Annotated in this window: 19 protein-coding genes and 1 pseudogene; 16 read left to right on the top strand and 4 right to left on the bottom strand. The window is 73.5% G+C overall.

Annotated features, from left to right (window positions below; all coding sequences use genetic code 11):
- Nucleotides 1-18: 18 nt before the first annotated feature.
- Nucleotides 19-381, bottom strand: a complete 363-nt coding sequence (locus ACIA79_RS05280; RefSeq protein WP_399426801.1) for an SsgA family sporulation/cell division regulator — start codon at nt 379-381, stop codon at nt 19-21.
- A gap of 156 nt (nt 382-537) precedes the next feature.
- Between ACIA79_RS05280 and ACIA79_RS05275 the strand changes: the two genes are divergently transcribed.
- Genes ACIA79_RS05275 through ACIA79_RS05255 form a run of 5 tightly spaced genes read left to right on the top strand, consistent with a single transcriptional unit; the run spans nt 538 to nt 4,860 of the window.
- Nucleotides 538-1,590 (top strand): energy-coupling factor ABC transporter permease, encoded by a 1,053-nt coding sequence (locus ACIA79_RS05275; RefSeq protein ID WP_399426800.1) that lies wholly within the window; start codon nt 538-540, stop codon nt 1,588-1,590.
- 1 nt (nt 1,591) lies between these two features.
- Complete coding sequence (gene cbiQ / locus ACIA79_RS05270) at nt 1,592-2,353, top strand: cobalt ECF transporter T component CbiQ (RefSeq protein WP_399426799.1); 762 nt, start codon at nt 1,592-1,594, stop codon at nt 2,351-2,353.
- A complete protein-coding gene (locus ACIA79_RS05265) occupies nt 2,350-3,123 on the top strand; it encodes an energy-coupling factor ABC transporter ATP-binding protein (RefSeq protein ID WP_399426798.1) in 774 nt (257 codons plus the stop codon). The genes cbiQ and ACIA79_RS05265 overlap by 4 nt, the downstream gene beginning before the upstream one ends.
- A gap of 59 nt (nt 3,124-3,182) precedes the next feature.
- Nucleotides 3,183-4,340 carry a serine hydrolase domain-containing protein gene (locus ACIA79_RS05260; protein WP_399426797.1) on the top strand — a complete coding sequence of 386 codons (1,158 nt, stop codon included), beginning with the start codon at nt 3,183-3,185 and terminating at the stop codon, nt 4,338-4,340.
- Between the two features lie 22 nt (nt 4,341-4,362).
- Nucleotides 4,363-4,860, top strand: a complete 498-nt coding sequence (locus ACIA79_RS05255; protein ID WP_399426796.1) for a peptidylprolyl isomerase — start codon at nt 4,363-4,365, stop codon at nt 4,858-4,860.
- Between the two features lie 122 nt (nt 4,861-4,982).
- Here the strand turns inward: ACIA79_RS05255 and ACIA79_RS05250 are convergent, their stop codons facing one another.
- Both ACIA79_RS05250 and ACIA79_RS05245 read right to left on the bottom strand, forming a co-directional pair.
- The gene (locus ACIA79_RS05250) at nt 4,983-6,641 is read right to left on the bottom strand and encodes a penicillin-binding transpeptidase domain-containing protein (protein ID WP_399426795.1); all 1,659 of its coding nucleotides are present in this window, start codon (nt 6,639-6,641) and stop codon (nt 4,983-4,985) included.
- A 137-nt stretch (nt 6,642-6,778) separates the two neighbouring features.
- Complete coding sequence (locus ACIA79_RS05245) at nt 6,779-8,536, bottom strand: dolichyl-phosphate-mannose--protein mannosyltransferase (protein ID WP_399426794.1); 1,758 nt, start codon at nt 8,534-8,536, stop codon at nt 6,779-6,781.
- A 52-nt stretch (nt 8,537-8,588) separates the two neighbouring features.
- Here ACIA79_RS05245 and rsmI point away from each other — a divergent pair, with 52 nt between their 5' ends.
- From rsmI to ACIA79_RS05210, 7 genes and pseudogenes are all read left to right on the top strand, one after another.
- A complete protein-coding gene (gene rsmI / locus ACIA79_RS05240; protein WP_399426793.1) occupies nt 8,589-9,464 on the top strand; it encodes a 16S rRNA (cytidine(1402)-2'-O)-methyltransferase in 876 nt (291 codons plus the stop codon).
- A 169-nt stretch (nt 9,465-9,633) separates the two neighbouring features.
- Entirely contained in the window at nt 9,634-10,092 is a 459-nt protein-coding gene (locus tag ACIA79_RS05235) for a hypothetical protein (protein ID WP_399426792.1), read from the top strand.
- A 31-nt stretch (nt 10,093-10,123) separates the two neighbouring features.
- Entirely contained in the window at nt 10,124-10,993 is an 870-nt protein-coding gene (locus tag ACIA79_RS05230) for a TatD family hydrolase (RefSeq protein WP_399426791.1), read from the top strand.
- Nucleotides 10,994-11,092: 99 nt separating this feature from the next.
- Nucleotides 11,093-12,643, top strand: coding sequence for a ubiquitin-like domain-containing protein (locus ACIA79_RS05225; RefSeq protein ID WP_399426790.1), 1,551 nt, complete (start codon nt 11,093-11,095; stop codon nt 12,641-12,643).
- Nucleotides 12,640-13,503 (top strand): 16S rRNA (adenine(1518)-N(6)/adenine(1519)-N(6))-dimethyltransferase RsmA, encoded by an 864-nt coding sequence (rsmA, locus tag ACIA79_RS05220; protein ID WP_399426789.1) that lies wholly within the window; start codon nt 12,640-12,642, stop codon nt 13,501-13,503. The genes ACIA79_RS05225 and rsmA overlap by 4 nt, the downstream gene beginning before the upstream one ends.
- On the top strand, nt 13,500-14,405 hold the full coding sequence (locus tag ACIA79_RS05215) for a 4-(cytidine 5'-diphospho)-2-C-methyl-D-erythritol kinase (RefSeq protein ID WP_399426788.1): 906 nt from the start codon (nt 13,500-13,502) through the stop codon (nt 14,403-14,405). Before rsmA ends, ACIA79_RS05215 begins: the two co-directional genes overlap by 4 nt.
- A 65-nt stretch (nt 14,406-14,470) precedes the next feature.
- Nucleotides 14,471-14,626, top strand: a pseudogene (locus tag ACIA79_RS05210) (acyltransferase); the annotation flags it as partial.
- Nucleotides 14,627-14,634: 8 nt separating this feature from the next.
- Here ACIA79_RS05210 and ACIA79_RS05205 read toward each other — a convergent pair.
- Nucleotides 14,635-15,288 (bottom strand): lipoprotein, encoded by a 654-nt coding sequence (locus ACIA79_RS05205; protein ID WP_399426787.1) that lies wholly within the window; start codon nt 15,286-15,288, stop codon nt 14,635-14,637.
- 99 nt (nt 15,289-15,387) lie between these two features.
- On the opposite strand from ACIA79_RS05205, the gene ACIA79_RS05200 reads away from it, so the two are divergent.
- From ACIA79_RS05200 to ACIA79_RS05185, 4 genes are all read left to right on the top strand, one after another.
- The gene (locus ACIA79_RS05200; RefSeq protein WP_399426786.1) at nt 15,388-17,190 is read left to right on the top strand and encodes an ABC-F family ATP-binding cassette domain-containing protein; all 1,803 of its coding nucleotides are present in this window, start codon (nt 15,388-15,390) and stop codon (nt 17,188-17,190) included.
- Nucleotides 17,191-17,439: 249 nt separating this feature from the next.
- Entirely contained in the window at nt 17,440-19,296 is a 1,857-nt protein-coding gene (locus ACIA79_RS05195; protein ID WP_399426785.1) for a PQQ-binding-like beta-propeller repeat protein, read from the top strand.
- Nucleotides 19,293-20,903 carry a PQQ-binding-like beta-propeller repeat protein gene (locus ACIA79_RS05190; RefSeq protein ID WP_399426784.1) on the top strand — a complete coding sequence of 537 codons (1,611 nt, stop codon included), beginning with the start codon at nt 19,293-19,295 and terminating at the stop codon, nt 20,901-20,903. The genes ACIA79_RS05195 and ACIA79_RS05190 overlap by 4 nt, the downstream gene beginning before the upstream one ends.
- Nucleotides 20,900-22,714, top strand: a complete 1,815-nt coding sequence (locus ACIA79_RS05185; protein ID WP_399426783.1) for a PQQ-binding-like beta-propeller repeat protein — start codon at nt 20,900-20,902, stop codon at nt 22,712-22,714. Before ACIA79_RS05190 ends, ACIA79_RS05185 begins: the two co-directional genes overlap by 4 nt.
- The last annotated feature ends 177 nt before the right edge of the window (nt 22,715-22,891 follow it).

Genomic DNA, 22,891 nt, shown 5'->3' with positions numbered 1-22,891 from the left:
GGCCCGCCGGTCACGCCGTCACCGCGTCACGGACGACGCGGTGACGGCGTACGTGCTGCGCAGGAAGCGCAGCAGCACCGACGAGTCGAACTGCACCATCGCGACGCCACCGGAGGAGTGCAGCTCCACCACGGTCTGCACCCGGCCGCACGGCCACACGCCCATGTCGCCGCGCCGGGCGGGCGCGCGCAGCCCGGCCTCCAGCAGGGTGCGGGGGAAGACCCACGAGGTCCCGCCCGGGAAGTCGAGGCGCACCATGGTGGGCTCGGCGCCCGGGTCGTACCGCAGGGCGACGGGGACGGGCCGGGAGAGCGGGCCGTCGTTGACGATCAGGCCCTTGGCATGGACTTCGACGTAGGCACCATCCTCATCGGGGGGCATCGTCCCACTCCTCACATATGACGCAGTTGTCTCTAATGTCCCACTTATCGGCGGCGTGCGCCCCGGCTCGTTCTGTGACCTCTGCGCTCTTGCAACCTCTTCGCAACAGGGCTCATCATCGAACGGATCAGCCGCCTGTCCGAAAGTGGTCGCCGCATGCATGTCCCCGACGGATTCATCAACGCGCCCGTCTCCGCGGCCGCCGGTCTCGTCGCCGCCGGCGCGGTCGCCGTCGGCCTGCGCGGGGCGCGCAAGGAACTCGACGAGCGGGCCGCCCCGCTCGCCGGCCTGGTCGCGGCGTTCATCTTCGCCGTGCAGATGCTGAACTTCCCGGTCGCCGCCGGCACCAGCGGACACCTCCTCGGCGGCGCGCTCGCCGCGATACTCGTCGGTCCGTACACCGGCGTCCTGGTGATCGCCGTCGTCCTGCTCATGCAGGGCGTCCTGTTCGCGGACGGCGGCCTCACCGCCCTCGGCGTGAACATCACCGTCATGGGCGCCGTCACCGTCCTCACCGCGTACGGCCTCTTCCGCGGACTGGTCCGCGTCCTGCCGCGCACCCGCCGTTCGGTGACCGTCGCCTCGTTCGTCGCCGCACTGGTCTCCGTACCCGCCGCGGCCGCCGCGTTCACCGTGATGTACGCCATGGGCGGCACCACCGACGTACCCGTCGGCAAGGTCCTCACCGCCATGCTCGGCGTCCACGTCCTCATCGGGATCGGCGAGGCGGTCATCACCACGGCGACCGTCGGCGCCGTCATCGCCGTCCGCCCCGACCTGGTGCACGGCGCCCGCAGCCTGACCGCGCCGCTCAAGCTGCGCGTCGGCGGCGAGCTGGTCGACGGCCCCGCCGCGACGCCCGCGCCGGCCGGCGGGCCCGTCCGCCCGGCACGGAAATTCTGGGCCGCCGGCCTGGCCGCCTCCGTCGTGCTGGCCGGCTTCGTCTCCTTCTACGCCTCCGCCAGCCCCGACGGCCTGGAGAAGGTCGCCGCCGACCAGGGCATCGACCGCACGGCGGAGGAGCACGCCGCCGCCGGTTCGCCGCTCGCCGACTACGGCGTCAGCGGCATCACGGACGCCCGCTTGTCCGGGGGGCTGGCGGGCACCGTCGGCGTCGGCGTCACGGCCGTGGTGGGCACGGGAGTGCTCTGGGCCGTGCGCCGGCGCCGTGCGGGAACCGGCGCGCCCGCCGCCCGGGAGTCCGCCTGACATGGGCGCGGGCCACAGCCACAAGCTCTACCGGCACGGGCACTCGCCCGTGCACGCGCTGCCCCCGCACTGCAAGCTCGCCGCCGTCCTCGGCTTCGTCGTGGTCGTGGTCTCCACCCCGCGCGAGGCGGTCTGGGCCTTCGCCCTCCACGCCGCCCTGCTCGGCGCCGTCGCGACGGTGTCCCGCGTCCCGCCGGGCTTCCTGCTGCGCCGGCTCGTGATCGAGGTGCCGTTCGTCGCGTTCGCGTTCCTGATGCCGTTCGTGGTGCCGGGCGAGCAGACCCATCTGCTGGGTGTCCCCGTCTCCGTCCCCGGCCTGTGGGACGCCTGGAACGTCCTGGCCAAGGGCACCCTCGGCGTCGCCGCCTCGGTCCTGCTCGCCGCCACCACCGAGCTGCGCGCCCTGCTGCTGGGCCTCCAGCGCCTGAAGCTGCCGCCGCTGCTCGTCCAGATCGCCTCCTTCATGATCCGGTACGGCGACGTGATCACCGACGAGATGCGGCGCATGTCCGTCGCCCGCCGCTCCCGCGGCTTCGAGGCGAGGGGCGTACGCCACTGGGGCGTCCTCGCGAAGTCGGCCGGCGCCCTGTTCATCCGCTCCTACGAGCGCGGCGAACGCGTCCACCTCGCCATGGTCAGCCGCGGCTACACCGGGACCATGCCGGTCATCGACGAGGTCACCGCCTCGCGCGCCCAGTGGGCCGCGGCGGCCGCCCTCCCCCTCACGGCCCTCGCCGTCTGTCTGCTGGGATGGACCCTATGAGTCTCGGTTTCGTCCCCTCGCTGGCGGTGCGCGGCCTGGCGTACGCCTACCCCGACGGCCACCAGGCGCTCTTCGGCGTCGACCTCACCGTGGAACGCGGGGAGCGCGTCGCGCTGCTCGGCCCCAACGGCGCCGGCAAGACCACCCTGGTGCTGCACCTCAACGGCATCCTGGGCGGCGGCGTGGGCACGGTCGAGGTCGCCGGGCTCCCGGTCGCCAAGGCCGACCTCGCGGAGATCCGCCGCAAGGTCGGCATCGTCTTCCAGGACCCCGACGACCAGCTGTTCATGCCGACCGTCCGCGAGGACGTCGCCTTCGGCCCGGCGGCGGCCGGGGTGCGCGGCGCCGAGCTGGAGGCCGTCGTCATGAAGGCCCTCGCCCGGGTGGGCATGGAGGCGTACGCGGACCGGCCCCCGCACCACCTGTCGTTCGGGCAGCGGCGGCGCGTGGCGGTGGCGACCGTCCTGGCGATGGAGCCGGAGATCCTGGTCCTGGACGAGCCGTCGTCCAACCTCGACCCGGCCTCGCGCCGCGAACTGGCCGACATCCTGCGCTCCTTGGACGTCACCGTGCTGATGGTGACGCACGACCTGCCGTACGCCCTGGAGCTGTGCCCCCGCTCGGTCGTCCTGAGCGAGGGGGTCATCGCGGCGGACGCCCCGACACGCGAGCTGCTGGCCGACGAGGAGCTGATGCGGCGGCACCGCCTGGAGCTGCCGTTCGGCTTCGACCCCACCGCTACCCCGACCCGGAATCCGGCCTCCCGCTAGCGCGTTGCACCATGGGGACCGACAGGCCGAGGGGTCGATCGCGTAAGGGAGCGTGGGGCGTGGACGTCCAGGGCACGGTGCAGGCGGGCTTCGAGCCGGTCAAGGACGCGTTCGTCCGCAACTTCGAACAGCGCGGCGAGCGGGGCGCGGCGGTCGCGGTCTACCGCGACGGCCGCAAGGTGGTCGACCTGTGGGCGGGCACCCGGGACGTGGACGGCACGGCCCCCTGGGCCGTGGACACCGCCCAGGTCGTGCGCTCCGCCACGAAGGGCGTCGCCGCCGCCGTACCGCTGCTGCTCCACCAGCGCGGGCAGCTCGACCTGGACGCCCCCGTCGGCACGTACTGGCCGGAGTTCAAGGCGGCCGGCAAGGAACGGACGCTCGTGCGCCACCTGCTGTCGCACCAGGCCGGCGTCCCGGTCCTCGACCGCCCGCTGAGCCTCGCCGAGGCCGCGGACGCCGGGACGGCCGCCGCGGCCGTCGCAGCCCAGGCACCCGCCTGGGAGCCGGGCACCGACCACGGCTACCACGCCCAGACGTACGGCTTCCTGCTGAGCGCCCTCGTCCAGCGCGTGACCGGCCGCTCCCTGGGCCGCTGGGTCGCCGAGGAGATCGCCCGCCCGCTCGGCCTGGACCTGTGGATCGGCCTGCCCGCGGAGGAGGCCCACCGCGTGGGCCGGCTCGGACCGGTCGAGGAGCCCGCCGGCGGCGGCGCCCTCAAGCTGCGCCCCAAGCGCTCGGTCGCCGAGGCCTACCGCGACCCCGACTCCCTCACCCGCCGCGCCTTCGGCGCGATCGCCCCCGCCCCCGACGAGAACGACCCGGCCTACCGCGCCGCGGAACTCCCCGCCTCGGCGGGCGTGTCCACCGCCCGCGCGCTGGCCCGCTTCTACGCGGCGACGCTCGGACCCGTCGACGGCCACCGGCTCTTCGCCCCCGCGACGCTCGCCATGGCCCGCACCGAGGAATCCGCCGGCCCGGACCGGGTCCTGGTGGTCGGCACCCGCTTCGGCCTCGGCTACATGCTGCACGGCCCGGCGTCGCCGCTGCTGTCCCCTGGATCCTTCGGGCACCCCGGCCGCGGCGGCTCCCTCGGCTTCGCCGACCCGGAGTCGGGCGTCTCCCTCGGCTACGTCACCAACGGCATGCGCAAGGGTGTCACGGCCGACCCGCGGGCCCAGGCGCTGGTGCGGGCGGTGCGTGCGGCGATCGGCTGAGGCGTCACTTAGGGTGAGCCGCATGACTGACAACAGCAACGTCTACTTCGACATCACGATCAACGACGAGCCGGCCGGCCGGATCGTCTTCAAGCTGTACGACGACGTCGTCCCCAAGACGGCCCGCAACTTCCGCGAGCTGGCCACCGGTGTGCACGGCTTCGGTTACGCCGGTTCCGGCTTCCACCGCATCATCCCGGAGTTCATGCTGCAGGGCGGCGACTTCACCGCCGGCAACGGCACCGGCGGCAAGAGCATCTACGGCGAGAAGTTCGAGGACGAGAACTTCCAGCTGAAGCACACCCGTCCCGGTCTGCTGAGCATGGCGAACGCCGGCCGCAACACCAACGGCTCGCAGTTCTTCATCACGACGATCGTCACCGACTGGCTGGACGGCAAGCACGTCGTCTTCGGCGAGGTCGTCGAGGGCATGGACCTCGTGAAGAAGATCGAGGGACTCGGCACCCGCTCCGGCACGCCGCAGGCGAAGGTCACCATCGCCGCCTCCGGCACGGTCTGATCCACCGTTCCGGGACCGCGTACCGCCCGGCCGGCCCCGCCGGCCCGGGCGGTGCGGGAGCCCGCGGGCGCCGGCCCGCCCGAAGAACGCGCGCCGGCCATCGCCGGGCCCGCGCGCCGGGGCTACCGGGCCTTCAGCACCGACGCGACCAGCGGCCCCGCCGCGTCACCGCCGTGGCCGCCCGACTGGACGACCGCAGCGGCCGCCAGGTCGTCGGCGTAGCCGGTGAACCAGCTGTTGGACGTGCCCTGGTTGTCCACCTCCGCGGAGCCGGTCTTCGCGCCCTTGTCGTTCGTGCCGAGCCCGGACATCGCCCGCTGCGCGGTCCCGGCGGTGGCGGTGGCGTGCATCATGTCGCGCAGGGCGCCCGCCACGGAGACCGGCAGCGGCCGGGCGGTGGCCGGTTCGCGGTCGTCCAGGCCGCGCTCCACGATGACCGGCTGCCTGAAGGAGCCGTTCTTCGCGGTGGCGGCGATCGACGCGACATTGAGGGCGTTCATCGTGACCTTCCCCTGGCCGATGTACGAGGCCGCGGTCTCCGCCCCGGTGGACGGCGGCACACTGCCGTCGACGGACGGGATGCCGGTGTTCCACACCGCGCCGATGCCGAAGTACGTACGGGCCGTGTCGCCCAGCGCCGTTCCTGCGACGCCCTTGTCGTTGAGCGGCTTGACGGCCTTGATGAAAGCGGTGTTGCAGGAGCGCCGGAAGCTGTCGCGGAAGGTGCCGCCCGTGATCTCGAAGTCGTCGAGGTTGTGGAAGGGGACGCCCTCCCAGGTCACGGTGGCGGGGCACGCCACGTCGTCGCCCGGGCCGGAGACCAGCCCGTGCTCCAGCATCATCGCCGCGGTCACGATCTTCATCGTCGAGCCGGGCGCCTGCTTGCCCAGGAAGGCCGCGTTCCAGTCGCCGTCGCGGTGGTTGGCGACCGCCCGTATCTCGCCGGTGCTGGGCTTGATGGCGACGACCGACGACTGGTCGTAGCGCCGCACCGCCCGCTCGGCCGCCGCCTGCACGTCCGCGTCCAGGGTGGTGCGCAGCGTGCCGGGCACACCCTTGGCGAGCGTGAGCAGCGTCAGGCCGGCCGGGCCCTCGCCGGACGAGGAGGACTCGATCCGCGTCTCGACGCCGGGCGTGCCGCCCGTCCGCGCGCCGTACTTCTTGCGCAGCTCGGCCAGGACCGGGCCGAGCGAGGGGTACTTGGCTTCCGTCAGTTCGCGGCCCGCGTGGTCCACGGCCCGTACCGGCGGGTCCGGCGCCTTCCCCGTCCGCAGGGTGCCGCCCTCCGGCAGCTTCGGGTGGATGACCGCCGACCGCCAGTCCACCAGCGGCAGGCCGGTGGTGACACCCCGCACGACGGTGAGCTCCGAGGCGTAGGCCAGCTTCGCCGTCCTGCCCTCGTACGTCACGGTCGCGTCCACCGTGAACGGCACCTTCGCCCCCACCGCCGGGCCCGGCGTGATGACCGCCTTCGAGACGTGCGCGCCCTCGCGGAAGTTCCGCACGGCCGCCGCGGCGGTGCTCGCGTCGTCGGTGAGCGCGCTCGCCGCCGCGTCGTCGCCCTCGGCCCACGCGGCGAGGAAGTCCTTCGCCGTCTGCCGCACCTCCTCGGCGGTCACCGGGCCGCTGCCGGGCTTCCGCTGCCCCTCCGCCCGCGTGGCGGCCGTCTCCGTCGCCCCGCCCGAGAGGCCGTTCCACACGTTGTACGCGCCGTACCCGACGCCCCCCGCCACGACGGCGAACACCCCGCCGACGATCGCTGTCCTCGCTCCGCTGCGCATGCGTGCAGTCCCCTCCCTGGAGCTCCACTTGAACTGAACATGTTCAAGAAGTACGGGAGTCACCCTAAGGGACAGGTGTGACAGGGGAGTCGGCCGTTACGGGACCGGAACCATGAGGCGCCCCACAGCGCGGCGCCTCAGACCCAGGTGTCCAGCCACATCCGCTCACGCCAGTCGTCCATCGGGATCGACTGGCCCGTGTACAGCGGCCAGAACCAGATGAAGTTCCAGATGATCAGCAGCACCAGCACACCCACGCCCACGGCCCCCAGCGTGCGCCGCCGCTCCGCCGACCCGTGCGCCCCCGGCGGCCCGAGCACCGCCCCGGCCGTCATCGCCACCGCCAGGCACAGGAACGGCACGAACACCACCGCGTAGAAGAGGAAGATCGTGCGGTGCTCGTAGTGCAGCCACGGCACCCAGCCCGCCGCGATCCCGCACGCGATCGCCCCCGCACGCCAGTCGCGCCGGAAGAACCAGCGCCACAGCACGTACAGGACCGCGAAGCACGCCGCCCACCACAGCAGCGGCGTACCGATCGCCAGCACCTCGCGCGCGCACTTCTCCGTGGCGTCCGCCGGACAGCCCTCCCGGCCCGCCCCCGGGTCCTCGTAGAAGTACGAGACGGGCCGGCCCAGCACCAGCCAGCTCCACGGGTTCGACTGGTAGGTGTGACCCGACGTCAGCCCGACGTGGAAGGTGTACACCTCGCTCTCGTAGTGCCACAGGCTGCGCCACCAGTCGGGGAACAGCCACGACCACGCGCTGTCCCTGCCGTCCGTGGTCGCCCAGTTCCGGAAGTACCCCTTGCCCGTGAGGATCCACCCCGACCAGGAGGCGATGTACGTGGCGATCGCCACCGGCACCGTCGAGACGAACGCGGGCACCAGGTCGCGCCGCACCACGGCCGCCCAGGGCCGGAAGGCACCGGCCGTGCGGCGCGCCCCCACGTCCCACACCACCGTCATCAGTCCGAACGCCGCCAGGAAGTACAGGCCGTTCCACTTCGTGGCGCACGCCAGCCCCAGCAGCACGCCGGCCCCCAGCCGCCATGGCCGCCACCCCAGGCGCAGTGTCTCCGCGACCGCCGCGTCCGGCCGCAGCACCCCGTCCCCGTCCACCGGCAGGGCCGCCGCCAGCCGGGCCCGCGCCCGGTCCCGGTCCACCAGCAGGCAGCCGAACGCCCCCAGCAGGAAGAACATCACCACCAGGTCGAGCAGCGCGGTGCGGCTCATCACGAAGTGCAGCCCGTCCACCGCGAGCAGCGCGCCCGCCAGGCAGCCGAGGAACGTCGAGCGCAGCAGCCGCCGCCCGATGCGGCACAGCAGCAGCACCGACAGCGTGCCGAGCACCGCCACCATGAACCGCCAGCCGAACGGCTCGAACCCGAACAGCCACTCGCCCAGGCCGATGACCCACTTGCCGACCGGTGGGTGCACCACATAACCCGGGTCCACCGGCACCGGCACCGCACCGGGGTTCTCCAGGATCGCCTTGTCGACGTCCTTCGGCCAGGCGCCCTCGTACCCCTGGTTGATCAGCGCCCACGCGTCCTTGGCGTAGTACGTCTCGTCGAATATCACCGCGTGCGGCCGGCCCAGGTTCCAGAACCGCAGCACCCCCGCGACGAGCGCCACCAGCAGCGGGCCGCCCCACGCCGTCAGGCGCACCAGCCGGTCCACCGCCGTGGGGGGCACACCGAGCACGGTCCACATCCGGCCCGACGGGCGGGTGTACGGCGGCACCAGCCGCTCCCGCAGACCGGTCACCGGCCGCGGGGCGTAGCCGAAGCGGCGCAGGCGCCGCTGCCAGGACGGCGGGCCGGAGTCGCCCCCGGCGTTCCCCGCGTTCCCGGCGTCCCGCGCGTGCAGGGCCTCATGAGCAGTACTGGTCACCGCGCCATCGTAGGGAACGCGCCTGTGCGCGTCGCTCGTCCGGGCTGCGAGGATGACACCTGTGACAGGAACGGGAACGGCAACCGGAACACTCGTCCTCGCGGGGACCCCGATCGGCGACGTGGCGGACGCCCCGCCGCGGCTGGCCGGCGAACTGGAGAACGCCGACATCATCGCCGCCGAGGACACCCGGCGGCTGCGCCGGCTGACGCAGGCGCTCGGCGTGCACACCCGCGGGCGGGTCGTGTCGTACTTCGAGGGCAACGAGTCTGCCCGGACACCCGAACTGGTCGAGGCGCTCGCGGGCGGCGCGCGCGTGCTGCTGGTGACCGACGCCGGCATGCCGTCCGTCTCCGACCCCGGCTACCGGCTGGTCGCCGCCGCGGTGGAGCACGACATCCGGGTCACCGCCGTCCCCGGCCCGTCCGCCGTGCTGACGGCGCTGGCGCTGTCCGGGCTGCCCGTGGACCGGTTCTGCTTCGAGGGCTTCCTGCCGCGCAAGGCGGGCGAGCGGCTCGGCAGGCTGCGCGAGGTGGCGGACGAGCGGCGCACCCTCGTCTACTTCGAGGCGCCGCACCGGCTGGACGACACCCTGGCCGCGATGGCCGAGGTGTTCGGCCCCGGCCGGCGCGCCGCGGTCTGCCGCGAGCTGACCAAGACGTACGAGGAGGTCAAGCGCGGCGGCCTCGGCGACCTCGCGGCGTGGGCCGCCGACGGCGTGCGCGGCGAGATCACGGTCGTCGTCGAGGGCGCGGCCGACACGGGCCCGGCCGCTCTCGGCGCCGACGAACTGGTGCGCAGGGTGCGGGTGCGCGAGGAGGCGGGGGAGCGGCGCAAGGAGGCCATCGCGGCGGTCGCCGCCGAGGCGGGCCTGCCCAAGCGCGAGGTGTTCGATGCGGTGGTGGCGGCAAAGAACGCGGAACGCTGAACCGCACGGAAGCCCTGTGGCCGGTAAAGGACTATCGTGAAAGGCAAAGACCAGACCGCGCCGCAGGCCTTTCGGCATGGGACGCCTCAAGACCGGTCCAATTCTCGGCATGCACCGATGCGCTCCCGCCCGTGAAGGCGTCCACTGGCAGCAGTGGAAAGGAGCTGGCATGAGCGAGACCACGAGCACTCCTCCGGTGGCCCACGAGGCGTACTCCTTCGCCTGTATGCAGTGCGGCTACGGCTGGGAGCAGGCGTACGACATAGAGCACCACACGGACGCGCGGCAGCACGAGTTCGTGGTCTACAAGGCCGACGGACGGCGGGTCCCCTCGCCGCTCTCCCAGCCGGCCTGCCCCAACTGCGAATCGCAGCGGGTCCGCATCATGCGCTCCGGCCGGGTGTCGTCGGTCCTGGACCTGATGGCCCGGGCGCACGAGAAGGCGGCCAAGGCGCCCAAGGCGCCCAAGGCCCCGAAGAGGACGGAGGCCGAGCCGATCGCCGCGGCCGGGCCCCTCGGCCAGCAGGCGGAGGAGCCGAAGAGCGAGCGCGACCAGGCAGGTCCGGCGGAACGCGAACCGCACCACTGGCACTTCCGCGACCTCCTCCGCCACTGGCACCGCACGTGACCCGTCCCCGCCCCCTCGTACGATCGGGGGCATGAGTTCCAAGGACGCCCCGCCGCCGCTGCCCGAACCCCTCGGGGTGCCGGTCGCCGATTCGCACACCCACCTGGACATGCAGTCCGGCACCGTCGAGGAGGCCCTCACCAAGGCCGCCGCCGTCGGCGTCGAGACGGTCGTGCAGGTGGGCTGCGACCTCAAGGGCTCCCGCTGGGCCGCCGAGACGGCCGCCGCCCACGACTCCGTGTGGGCGGCGGTCGCCCTCCACCCCAACGAAGCACCGCGCATCGTGCTGGGCGACCCCGACGGATGGTCCCGCCAGGGCGCCCGTGAGGCCGGGGGCGAAGCGGCGCTCGACGACGCGCTCGCCGAGATCGACCGGCTCGCCGCCCTGCCCGAGGTCAAGGCCGTCGGCGAGACCGGCCTCGACCACTTCCGCACCGGCCCCGAGGGCATGGCCGCCCAGGAGCGGTCCTTCCGCGCCCACATCGAGATCGCCAAGCGGCACGGCAAGGCCCTCGTCATCCACGACCGCGAGGCCCACGCCGACGTCCTGCGCATCCTCGCCGAGGAGGGCGCCCCGGAGCGGACCGTCTTCCACTGCTACTCCGGCGACGCCGACATGGCCCGCGTCTGCGCCGAGGCCGGCTACTTCATGTCGTTCGCCGGGAACGTCACCTTCAAGAATGCCCAGCCGCTGCGCGACGCGCTCGCCGTCGCCCCGCTGGACCTCGTCCTCGTCGAGACGGACGCCCCCTTCCTGACCCCCGCGCCGTACCGCGGACGGCCCAACGCCCCGTATCTCGTTCCCGTCACGGTCCGCGCCATGGCGGCGGTGCGGGGCATCGACGAGGAGGCCATGTCGACGGCGATCGGCGTCAACACGGCCCGCGCCTTCGATTACTGACCGATCACGGCCGCGAGCCGGGCCGTAGGGTAACGGTACGACGCTCCGTAGTCGAGCCGCTTTGGAGAGTGACGGACCCTCCGCTATGGTCCCGGCCTCGTGGACAACACGCAGGCCCGCCACCGAGCCCCCGTCGCCGCTCCGGCCCCCGCGCCGCCCGCGCCGCCGGGCCCCGCGGACGGCGGCCTCGCGCGGGAGGTGTACCCGTACGAGGCCCTGCCGCTGGGGACGGCCCTGGCCGACCCGGACGCCGCCACCCTGCCGGCCGCCCCCCGGCCCGGCGGCGGATGGGCGCAGGCCCCCGCGCTCGCGGCCCTCGCCGCCGGCGGGCCCTCCGCCGGGACCACGGCCGCCTGGCCGCTGGAGGAGTACCTCCCCGCCGGACCGGGACCGGGGGCCGGGAGCCCCGCCCCGCACGATCCGGGCGGGCCCGGGAGGACCGGCCTCGCGGCACCGGCCGCCGCACCGACCGTCGAACTGCCCGTCGGACCACCCGCCCCCGCCGGCGGGCGGGCGCAGGCGCGGCGGGCCGCGCGGCGCCGGACGTCCGGGCCCGGCGGCGACGGCCTGCGGCGCCTCGTCCCCCAGGCGCTCGTCGTGGCGTTCCTCGCCGGCGGCACCAGCGCCTTCGTCGCCAGCGACAAGGCCGTCCGGCTCAGCGTCGACGGCACACCGCGCACCCTGCACACCTTCGCCGACGACGTCTCCGAACTCCTCGCCGACGAGGGCCTCGCCGTCGGCGAGCACGACCTCGTCACCCCGGCCCCCCGGCAGGCGCTCACCAGCGGCGACGAGATCGTCGTCCGCTACGGCCGCCCCCTCGCCCTCACCCTCGACGGGCAGCACCGCCGCGTGTGGACGACCGCCCGCACCGTGGACGAGGCGCTGCGCGTGCTCGGCGTGCGCGCCGAAGGCGCCTACCTGTCCGAGCCCCGCGCCACGCCGATCCCGCGCAAGGGCCTCACCCTCGACGTACGCACCGAACGCGCGGTGACCTTCATGGCCGACGGCCGCGAGCGCACCATCCGCACCAACGCCGCCACCGTCCGGGAGGCCGTCGAGCAGGCCGGCATCGTCCTCAGCGGCCAGGACACCACCTCCGTGCCGCCGGGCAGCTTCCCCCGCGACGGCCAGACGATCACCGTCCTGCGGATCACCGCCACCCGCGAGGTGCGCGAGGAGCCCATCCCGTACGCCGTGGAACGGGTCCGCGACCCCGGCCTCTTCACCGGCACCGAGGTCGTCGCACGCCAGGGCCGCAGCGGAGCCCGGCGCGTCACCTACGCGCTGCGCACGGTCAACGGCGTGCGCCAGAAGCCCAGGAAGATCGCCGAGGAGGTCGTCCGGGACCCCGTCACCCAGCTGGTGAAGGTCGGCACCAAGCCCATGCCCACCTCCGTCGCCGGCGCCGACGACCTCGACTGGGACGCCCTCGCCCGGTGCGAGTCGGGCGGCCGCCCCGACGCCGTCGACGCGTCCGGCACCTACGGCGGCCTCTACCAGTTCGACGCCGGCACCTGGCAGGCCCTCGGCGGACGCGGCGTCCCCCAGGACGCCCCCGCCGAGGAACAGACATACCGGGCGAAGAAGCTCTACGTGCAACGGGGGTCGAGCCCGTGGCCGCACTGCGGCCGTAGGCTGTATCGGTGAGCACCACTGAGCCCGACGCACTCCTCGGCCCCGCCGACATCCGTGAACTGGCCGCCGCGCTGGGCGTACGCCCCACCAAGCAGCGCGGCCAGAACTTCGTCATCGACGCCAACACGGTCCGCCGGATCGTCCGCACGGCGGAGGTGCGTCCCGAGGACGTCGTCGTCGAGGTCGGCCCCGGCCTCGGCTCGCTGACCCTGGCGCTGCTGGAGGTGGCCGACCGGGTCGTCGCCGTCGAGATCGACGACGTGCTCGCCGCCGCCCTGCCCGCGACGATCGCCGCCCGCATGCCGCGGAGGAAGGACCGCTTCTCGCTCGTCCACTCCGACGCGATGCACGTACAGGACCTGCCCGGCCCGCCGCCGACCGCGCTCGTCGCGAACCTGCCGTACAACGTGGCCGTGCCCGTCCTGCTGCACATGCTCGACCGCTTCCCGACCATCGACCGGACCCTCGTCATGGTCCAGGCGGAGGTCGCCGACCGGCTCGCCGCCCGCCCCGGCAACAAGGTCTACGGCGTGCCGTCGGTCAAGGCCAACTGGTACGCGGAGGTCAAGCGCGCCGGCGCCATCGGCCGCAACGTCTTCTGGCCCGCGCCCAACGTCGACTCCGGCCTGGTGTCCCTGGTCCGCCGCACCGAGCCGGTGAGGACGACGGCCACCAAGGAAGAGGTCTTCGCGGTCGTCGACGCCGCCTTCGCCCAGCGCCGCAAGACCCTGCGGGCCGCGCTCGCCGGATGGGCCGGGTCGCCCGCCGCCGCCGAAGCCGCACTGGTCGCCGCCGGGATCTCCCCGCAGGCCCGCGGCGAGTCCCTCACCGTGGAAGAGTTCGCACGCATCGCGGAGGCCAGGTCAGCGTGACCCACAGCATCACCGTACGAGTACCGGCGAAGGTCAACGTCCAGCTCGCGGTCGGCCCCGCGCGCCCCGACGGCTTCCACGACCTCGCCAACGTCTTCCTCGCCGTGTCCCTCCACGACGAGGTGACCGCCACCCCCGCGGACGAGCTGCGCATCACCTGCTCCGGCCCCGACGCCGGCCAGGTGCCGCTGGACACCACCAACCTCGCCGCCCGCGCGGCCCTCGCCCTCGCCGCCAGCCGGGGCATCACCCCCGGCGTCCACCTCCACATCGCCAAGGACATCCCCGTCGCCGGCGGCATGGCCGGCGGCAGCGCCGACGGCGCGGGCGCCCTGCTCGCCTGCGACGCCCTGTGGGGCACCGGGGCCTCCCGCGAGGAACTCCTCGACATCTGCGCCCGACTCGGCAGCGACGTGCCGTTCTCCCTCGTCGGCGGCGCCGCGCTCGGCACCGGACGCGGCGAGCGGCTGGCGCCGCTGGAGGTCGGCGGCACCTTCCACTGGGTCTTCGCCGTGGCCGACGGCGGCCTGTCCACCCCCGCGGTGTACGCCGAGTTCGACCGGCTCACCGCCGGCACGGACGTCCCCGCCCCGACCGCCTCGCCCGCCCTGCTGGAGGCCCTGCGCACCGGTGACTCCACCGCGCTCGCGGGCGCCCTCGCCAACGACCTCCAGCCCGCCGCGCTCTCACTGCGCCCCTCCCTCGCCGCGACCCTCGCGGCCGGCACCGCGGCCGGCGCCCTGGCGGGACTGGTCTCCGGCTCGGGCCCGACCACCGCGTTCCTGGTGAAGGACGCCGAGGCGGCCACCGCCGTCGCCGACGCCCTGCTCGCCTCGGGCACCTGCCGCACCGCCCGCACGGCGACCTCCCCGGCACCCGGAGCTACTCAGATCCGCACCTGAGTACGAACGCCCTGACGCCGGTGCGGCCCCGCACGGGACCGTACCGGCATGGCACCGACCGCACCTGCCTCTTCGGGGTCCTCGGCCTGTCGACGGCCGGTTTCGGCGGCCTGCTGGAGGGCCGCTCGGCGGTCCTCGTCGCGGTCGGCGTCACCGCCCCGGCGGCCATCGCCATGGCGCTGGGCGGCTGGCTGCCGGTGGAGCGGGCCGGGCGCGGGTAGGGCGCCGGTCAGCCGGCCAGGGCGACGCTCCCCCTGGCCAGCTCGTACGCCGGGAGCATCGCCCGGTGCTCGGCGGAGTCCAGCCCGCCCAGGTGCACGACCACCGGACCGGCCGGCGTCGTCACGGCGAAGGCACGCTCGTCCTTCTGCTCGTCGTCGAGGTCGCTCACCACCATGTACGTGACCTCGGTGGCCGCCAGGGCACCCGCCTTCGTGTCGTGATAGCGCGCCTTGTAGGCGTTCTCCTCGGCGGCCACGAACGCCTCAAGGGCCTCGCGCGCGGTCTTCCCCTTCGCGGCGCCGGTCCACACGCGGAGGAAACCGATGTGCCCCGCCGGCTTGGCGTCGACCTCGCAGACGAGCGTGACCGGGCCCTGCCGGGCGAGCTCGGCCAGCTCCGGGTCCCCGGCGGCGGCCACCTTCTCCGCCGTCCAGTGCCGCGCCGTGTCGAACGAGACGGGCATCGGGCACGGCGACCCCGCGGCCCCGATCCGCTCGCCCCTGGCGGCCGTCCCGGGGGAGGCGGAAGCGGACGGCGCCGCCGGCGCCGACGGCGTCGCGGACGCCGCCTTGCCGGGCGCGCCGGACCCCGCCGAACAGCCCGCGAGCAACAGGCCCGCCGCCACCACCGGAACCAGGCCGCGTACCACGTACCGCCCCATCAAGACCCCACCCCTGCGCTCGATCGACCGGCGCACGCTACCGCACCCCTCGCGGCGACTACCCTGGTAGGTCGGCCCGTCCCCCCGTACAGGAGTGAAATGGCAGTCAACCTCGTCAATGTCGAGGCAGTCAGCAAGGTGTACGGCACCCGTGCCCTGCTCGACGGGGTGTCGCTGGGCGTCTCCGAAGGGGACCGGATCGGTGTCGTCGGGCGCAACGGGGACGGCAAGACCACCCTCATCCGGATGATCGCCAAGCTGGAGGAGGCCGACACCGGGCGCGTCACGCACAGCGGCGGCCTGCGGCTCGGCGTGCTCACGCAGCACGACTCGCTCGACCCCGCCGCCACCGTCCGGCACGAGGTCATCGGCGACCTCGCGGACCATGAGTGGGCCGGGAACGCCAAGATCCGGGACGTGCTCACCGGACTGTTCGGCGGGCTCGACCTGCCCGGCTTCCCGCAGGGGCTCGACACCGTCATCGGACCGCTGTCCGGCGGCGAGCGGCGGCGCATCGCCCTCGCCAAGCTCCTCATCGCCGAGCAGGACCTGATCGTCCTCGACGAGCCGACCAACCACCTCGACGTGGAAGGCATCGCCTGGCTGGCGGAGCACCTGCAGAACCGGCGCTCCGCCCTGGTCTGCGTCACCCACGACCGGTGGTTCCTCGACCAGGTCTGCACCCGGATGTGGGACGTGCAGCGCGGCGCCGTGCACGAATACGAGGGCGGCTACTCCGACTACGTCTTCGCGCGCGCCGAGCGCGAGCGCATCGCCGCCACCGAGGAGGTCAAGCGGCAGAACCTGATGCGCAAGGAGCTCGCCTGGCTGCGGCGCGGCGCCCCGGCCCGCACCTCCAAGCCCCGCTACCGCATCGAGGCCGCCAACGAGCTCATCGCCGACGTGCCGCCGCCGCGCGACACCAGCGAGCTGATGCGGTTCGCCAACGCCCGCCTCGGCAAGACCGTCTTCGACCTGGAGGACGTGACCGTCACCGCCGGGCCCAAGGTGCTCCTCAAGCACCTCACCTGGCAGCTCGGCCCCGGTGACCGCATCGGCCTGGTCGGCGTCAACGGCGCCGGCAAGACCTCCCTCCTGCGCGCCCTCGCCGAGGCCGCCGTCACCCAGGGCGAGAAGCAGCCCGCCGCCGGACGGATCACCGTCGGCAGGACGGTGCGCCTGGCGTACCTCTCGCAGGACGTGGCCGAGCTCCCGCCGTCGCTGCGCGTGCTGGAGGCCGTCCAGCAGGTGCGCGACCGCGTCGACCTGGGCAAGGGCCGGGAGATGACGGCGGGGCAGCTGTGCGAGCAGTTCGGCTTCGGCAAGGAGAAGCAGTGGACGCCCGTCGGCGACCTCTCCGGCGGTGAGCGCCGCCGGCTCCAGCTGCTGCGGCTGCTGATGGACGAGCCGAACGTCCTCTTCCTCGACGAGCCGACCAACGACCTCGACATCGAGACGCTGACGCAGCTGGAGGACCTCCTCGACGGCTGGCCGGGCTCGATGGTCGTCATCTCCCACGACCGGTTCTTCGTCGAGCGGACGACGGACCGGACGTTCGCGCTCCTCGGCGACGCCACGCTGCGCATGCTGCCGCGCGGCATCGACGAGTACCTGGAGCGGCGCCGGCGGATGATCGAGGCGTCGGCCGCCGCCGCGCCGGCGACGCCCGCGCCCGCCAAGGAGAAGTCCGCGGGGGACGCGCGCGCCGCCAAGAAGGAGCTGCAGAAGATCGAGCGGCAGCTCGACAAAATCTCCGAGAAGGAAAGCACCCTTCACACCCGGATCGCCGAAAACGCCACCGATTTCGAGAAGGTGGCGAAACTGGACGCGGAACTCCGGGAACTCGCAACGCAGCGCGAGGACTTGGAGATGCGCTGGCTGGAACTGGCCGAAGACGCCTAGCCGCCCCGTACGTGGGGAAGGCGTGGAGAGCGGGTAACGAGGGCATCACGGGCCGGTCCTCCCTTGGGAACAGGGATGGACCGGCCCCTTTCGTGTCGGACCCGGGTGGTAGAAAGAAACCCCGCTCGACGTACGTATCACTGCGGAATCCATGTCCGATTCGCTCCATTCCGGCGGGCCGTGCGCGCCGGAATCGCGGGGGAGGCCGGTCGGTCACCGGGCCGCACAAAACAGGGGGAGGCGTCGCTGATGACTCAGCCGCCCAGTCAGCAACCGCCGCAGGGGGGCGGCTTCGGGGCTCCGCAGGACCCGCAGCAGGGCTTCCCGCAGCCGCCCGCCCAGCCGCCGGCACCGCCGGCCGGCCCGCCCGCCCAGCCGCCCGCGCAGCCGCAGATGCCGCCCGTGCCGCCGTCGGCGCCCCGGACGCCGCCGCCCGCCGCACCGCAGCCCGGCTACGGCCACCCGCAACAGCCCCCCGGCCAGCCCGGTTACGGCTTCCCGCAGCAGCAGCAGCAGCCCGGCCCGTACGCCCAGCAGCCGGGGCCGTACGCTCAGCAGCCCGGCCCGTACGGACAGCAGCAGCCGGGCCCCTACGGCGGCTACCCGGGCCAGCCGCAGTACCCCGGCGCGCCCGTACCGGGCGCCGGCAACGGCGGCCGCAACCCCTTCAAGGGCAAGCCCGCCGTCCTCATCGGCGCCGCGGTCGCCGCCCTCCTCGTCATCGGCGGCGGCACCTGGTTCGCCCTGAGCGACGACGGAAGCGACCCCGCCAAGCCGGACGCCAAGGGCTCCAGCGCCGCCCCCGCCCCCACCGGCTCCGACGACGTGGACCAGGGCGACGGCAGCGGCGGCGGCCGCGACGCCCAGGACGACCTCAACGCCGGGCGCCAGCCGGGCGAGGCCAAGGTCGAATGGCTCGTCACCAACGACGTCGACCTGCCGCGCAACGGCTCCGACGTGCACGGCCCGTGGATCGTCGGCGACACCATCGTCAAGGCGATGTACAAGAGCGTCACCGGCTACGCCGTGGCCGACGGCAAGAAGAAGTGGGAGGTGCCGTTCACCACCGAGGTGTGCGCCGCCCCCGTCGCACCGGCCACCAACGGCACGATCGTCATCGGCGTCAAGGACGGCACCGGCGACAAGGCCGACTGCCTCCAGCTCCAGCAGATCGACCTCAAGACCGGCAAGGCCGGCTGGAAGCAGACCGTCACCAAGGGCACCGGCTTCAGCTCCCTGTCCGACATCACGCTCGCCATCAGCGGCAACACGGTCACCGCCGCCGGCACCAACAACTCCTACGGCTTCTCCCTCACCGACGGCAAGCAGCTCTTCGGCAAGCCCACCGGCGGCTGCCAGCCGTACGCCTTCGCCGGCGGCCCCAAGCTCATCGCCGCCGCCAGCTGCCCCACCGGCGACTACGAGAAGCAGCAGCACCAGATCAGCGAGGTCGACCCGACGACCGGCAAGCCCAAGTGGTCGTACAAGCTGGCCCCCAACTGGGAGGTCGACAAGGTCTACTCCGTGAACCCGCTCGTCGTCTCCGCGACCCAGCGCAAGGAGAAAAAGTGGACCGTGTTTGCGCTGACGGACACGGGCAAGCTGCGCTCCACGCTCGACGGCGGCAAGGACAAGTTCCAGCCCGACTGCGGCGGCAGCTTCATCATCTTCGGCCAGAACCTGGAGGGATGCGTCGGCGTCGCCGCCGACGCGAACACCTTCTACATGGCCACCGCCCCCACCGCGCTGACCAACGGCACCAATGACGTGGTCGCGTTCAACCTCGACACCGGCAAGCCCAAGTGGCGCGCCGCCGCAGGCCCGCAGCGGACCATGACCCCGCTGCGCATGGAGGGCGGCAACGTCCTGCTCTACATGGAAGGCTCCTGGGACCGGGGCGGCGCGGTCGCCACGCTCGCGCCGACCGGCGGCAGCCCCAAGGTGCTGCTCCAGCACCCGGCGTCCACGGCCAAGATCGAGAGCGACTTCTACTCGCCGCAGTACGCGTACGCCGACGGCCGGTTCTTCATCGCCAGCGGCCGGGTCAGCGCGAGCAACGACGAGCAGGAGAAGCAGACGAAGACGATGATGGCCTTCGGCAAGTGACGAACCCTCCGCCGCACCCCGAACAGGGCCCGTACGGCTCGCTCAACCCGTACGGCGGCGACCGCCTGCGCCCGCCGCAGCAGTCCCCGCCGCCCGGCGACCCGGCGCAGGGCCCCGTGCCCGGCCCGCGCCGGGGGCGGGGGCGGGTCGCGGGCCTGCTCGCCGCGCTCGTCGCCGTGCTGCTCGTCGCCGGTGGCGTGTCCTGGTACGCGCTGGGCGGCGACGACGAAGACCGCGCGCGCCGCGCCGGCGGCGCCGGGAACGGCGCCCCGGCCGGCGGGCGGAGCGCGAGCCCCTCGGCGCCCGCGGGAGCGGCCGGCGACACCGGCCCCGACACCGCCGCCGCCGAGCGCATCAACGCGAGCCGCGCCCCCGGCGACGCCCGGCTCGACTGGACACGGAAGAACGACATCGACGTCCCGGGCCTCGGTGCCGACCAGTTCGGCCCGTGGACCACGGGCGACACGGTCGCCACCGCCCTGTACCGGACCGTCACGGGGTACTCCGTGGCGGACGGCCGGCACAAGTGGAGCCTGCGGCTGGACCGCGAGATCTGCCGGGCCACCCCGCAGGCGTCGGCCGACGGCAGGATCGTCGTCGTCACCCGCGAGGGCACCGGTTCCTCCGGCGAGTGCCGCGTCCTGCGCATGATCGACCTGCGGACCGGCAAGCAGGGCTGGCAGCGGACGGTCGCCAAGGAGGGCCAGTGGGACATCTTCGCCGAACTCTCCACGGTGATCACCGGCAACACGGTCACCGCCGGCCGGGCCGGCTACTCCACCGCCTACCGGCTCGGTGACGGCACCCGCCTCTTCGGCCGCGGCCCCGGCCCCTGCCACCCGTTCGCCTTCGCCGGCGGCCCCAAGCTGATCGCCGCCGCGAGCTGCGACGACGGAACGGCCGACAAGCCGCACGAGCAGATCCAGGAGCTCGACCCCGAGACCGGCAAGGCCCGGTGGACCCACGAGGTCAAGCGCGGCTACCACGTCGACCACGTGTACTCGGTCCAGCCGCTGGTCGTCTCGCTGTACAACCGGGCCGAGAACAAGCGCGGCCTGCTCGCCCTCACCGACAAGGGCACCCGGCGCGCGGCCCTCGTCGGCCCGGACCAGTACGCGCCGGGGTGCGCCGACCGCTCCAGCGCGACCAACGACCTGCAGACGTGCCGGACCGCGGCCGACGCCGGCACCTTCGCCATGGCGACGGTGCCCACGCCCGGGCTGAAGGGCACCAACCGGATCGTCGTGTTCAGCCTCGACACCGGCCGGGTCGTGCGCCGTATCCCCGCTCCGGCCGGGCGGACCATGTTCCCGCTGCGGATGGCCGGAGGCGAGCTGCTGGCCGAGGTGCACCCCACCTTCCAGGGCGGGAGCGGGATGCTCGCCTCCGTGGCCCCGGGAGCGACCACGCCGAAGACGCTGCTCCGGCTCCCCCCGGGCAGCGCGGAGCCGCACCGCGGCATGGACAGCCCCCGCGCCGTCTACGAGGACGGCCGCTACACGATCGTGGCCGGCAGCATCGGCGGCTCCAGTGACGCAGAAGAGAAGAAGCGGGAGACGATCATGTCTTTCTCCGCGGATGAGACCACCGAGGTACCCACACCATGACCCAGCCACCGCCGCCACCGCCGAACCAGCCCCCGACGCCGCCCCAGGGCGGTTTCGGCGCGCCCCAGGAACCCCCGCCGCAGGGCGGTTTCGGCGCGCCGACGCCACCGCCGGCCGGAGGCTTCGGCGCCCCGACGCCGCCGCCGGGCCAGCCGCCCGCGTACGGCTACCCGCAGGCGCCCCAGCCCCCGCAGACCCCGCCGCCCGGCCCGCCGCAGGGCTACGGCTACCCGCAGGCGCCCGGTCAGCCCGGCCCCTACCCGGGCCAGGTGCCCGGACAGCAGCCGTACGGCTACGGATACCCGGGCGCCCCGGTGCAGCAGCCGGCCCCGCCGCAGGGCGGCGGCAAGAAGCTGTCCACCCAGATGCAGATCATCATCGCCGCCGCGGTCGCCGTCGTGCTGATCGTCGCGGGCGGCGTGTGGCTCGCGATGGGTGAGGACGGCGGCAAGGGCACCGACGCCAAGGGCACCACCGGCTCGGCCGGCGGGAGCGGCGGCAAGGGCGACGCAGGCGGCGGCAAGGCCGCGGACGGCCCCGGCAAGGAGAAGGCCCCCGCCAACCCCGCCTCGGAGATCGCCTTCCAGAAGCCCCACCCGAAGGTCACCTACCTCACCAACGTGGTCGGCTCCTGGGTGACCGACAAGGCGTACGTCAAGACGGGCATCAACTCGATCGTCGCGTACGACCTCGACAAGGGCACCGAGCTGTGGACCCTCCCGCTGCCGGGACAGGTCTGCGCGGCGTCGCGCCACACCGAGGGCAACAAGACCGCGATCGCGTTCGAGCCCGCCAAGGCGACTCCGCCGAAGAACTTCCAGCCCTGCAGCGAGGTCGGCGCCATCGACCTGGCCACGGGCAAGCTGCTGTGGAGCAAGTCCGTCACGGGAGGCCAGGGCGGTGACGACAAGGCGCGCTTCAACGAGGTCACCATCGGTGCCGGCACGGTCGCCGCGGGAGGCACGGACGGCGGCGCGGCCTGGGACCTGGCCACCGGCAAGGAGCGCTGGAAGCCCCAGGTCAACGCCGAGCAGTGCTACGACATGGGGTACGGCGGCGGAGCCGGCCTGGTCGCGGCGCGCAAGTGCGGCCCGTACGACCAGCAGTACGTGATCATCCAGAACCTCGACCCGGCCACCGGTGCCCCGGTCTCGCAGTTCAAGATGCCGACCGGCGTCGAGTACGCGAGCGTCGTGTCCACCAAGCCGCTGGTCGTCGCGGCCGACGTCGGCGACAGCGCCGGTGACGGCTCCGGCATCTCCGACTTCTTCTCCATCGACGAGAAGACGGGCAAGCTGAAGGCGAAGATCGCCGTGGACGCCGACCGGTTCGCCGCCGAGTGCGACGTGACCGAGGTCGAGTCCTGCATCAAGGTCGCCGTCGGCAACGGCCGGATCTACCTGCCGACCGAGGACCACGAGGGCTCCGGCGAGTACGGCCAGACCAACGAGATCGTGTCCTTCGAACTCGCCACCGGCAAGCCGACCAGCGACAAGTCCGACGCGGGCGACCGCTACTCGATGTTCCCGCTGCGCATGGACGGCGGCAACATCATCGCCTACAAGGAGCCGCCCTACGACAAGGGCGGCCAGATCGTCAGCATCGACGGCGCCACCATGAAGCAGACCGTGCTGATGGAGAACCCGGGCGTGGAGGCGGTGCGGCGTGCCGAGTCCAGCTTCTCGGTGGGGCACTCGGAGATGCTCTACAGCGGCGGCCGGCTGTTCATCTCGGAGACGATGATCTCCGAGCCGAGCGACAGCGGGGTCGACAACGACCAGTTCTACATGGTCGCGTACCGCACCGACTGACCCGCGCGGCACCGTGGTCCGACGGCCCGGCACATCGGTCACCGATGTGCCGGGCCGTCGGCGTGCGTCAGCATAAAGGGCATCAAGTAGCCCTGATTGACGAAGAATTCGACATTCCGGGGGGCTTCTGACAAGTAGGGGGCGCGCGATGTCGAACAAGCGTGTAGCTTGCCGGGT

It is taken from the genome of Streptomyces sp. NPDC051310 (genome assembly GCF_044455245.1).
GTDB lineage: Bacteria > Actinomycetota > Actinomycetes > Streptomycetales > Streptomycetaceae > Streptomyces.
Note: the sequence above shows the minus strand (reverse complement) of the source record. Positions and strands in the feature narration are given on the sequence as shown.

What these genes read in the sequence shown, in the direction of transcription:
- ACIA79_RS05230 (WP_399426791.1), top strand. Translation starts at nt 10,124, where the DNA reads ATGAGTTCCAAGGACGCCCCGCCGCCGCTGCCCGAACCCCTCGGGGTG.
- ACIA79_RS05265 (WP_399426798.1), top strand. Translation starts at nt 2,350, where the DNA reads ATGAGTCTCGGTTTCGTCCCCTCGCTGGCGGTGCGCGGCCTGGCGTAC.
- ACIA79_RS05250 (WP_399426795.1), bottom strand. Translation starts at nt 6,641, where the DNA reads ATGCGCAGCGGAGCGAGGACAGCGATCGTCGGCGGGGTGTTCGCCGTC.
- ACIA79_RS05280 (WP_399426801.1), bottom strand. Translation starts at nt 381, where the DNA reads ATGCCCCCCGATGAGGATGGTGCCTACGTCGAAGTCCATGCCAAGGGC.
- cbiQ (WP_399426799.1), top strand. Translation starts at nt 1,592, where the DNA reads ATGGGCGCGGGCCACAGCCACAAGCTCTACCGGCACGGGCACTCGCCC.
- ACIA79_RS05255 (WP_399426796.1), top strand. Translation starts at nt 4,363, where the DNA reads ATGACTGACAACAGCAACGTCTACTTCGACATCACGATCAACGACGAG.
- ACIA79_RS05275 (WP_399426800.1), top strand. Translation starts at nt 538, where the DNA reads ATGCATGTCCCCGACGGATTCATCAACGCGCCCGTCTCCGCGGCCGCC.
- ACIA79_RS05235 (WP_399426792.1), top strand. Translation starts at nt 9,634, where the DNA reads ATGAGCGAGACCACGAGCACTCCTCCGGTGGCCCACGAGGCGTACTCC.
- ACIA79_RS05185 (WP_399426783.1), top strand. Translation starts at nt 20,900, where the DNA reads ATGACCCAGCCACCGCCGCCACCGCCGAACCAGCCCCCGACGCCGCCC.
- ACIA79_RS05205 (WP_399426787.1), bottom strand. Translation starts at nt 15,288, where the DNA reads ATGGGGCGGTACGTGGTACGCGGCCTGGTTCCGGTGGTGGCGGCGGGC.
- ACIA79_RS05195 (WP_399426785.1), top strand. Translation starts at nt 17,440, where the DNA reads ATGACTCAGCCGCCCAGTCAGCAACCGCCGCAGGGGGGCGGCTTCGGG.
- rsmI (WP_399426793.1), top strand. Translation starts at nt 8,589, where the DNA reads ATGACACCTGTGACAGGAACGGGAACGGCAACCGGAACACTCGTCCTC.
- ACIA79_RS05200 (WP_399426786.1), top strand. Translation starts at nt 15,388, where the DNA reads ATGGCAGTCAACCTCGTCAATGTCGAGGCAGTCAGCAAGGTGTACGGC.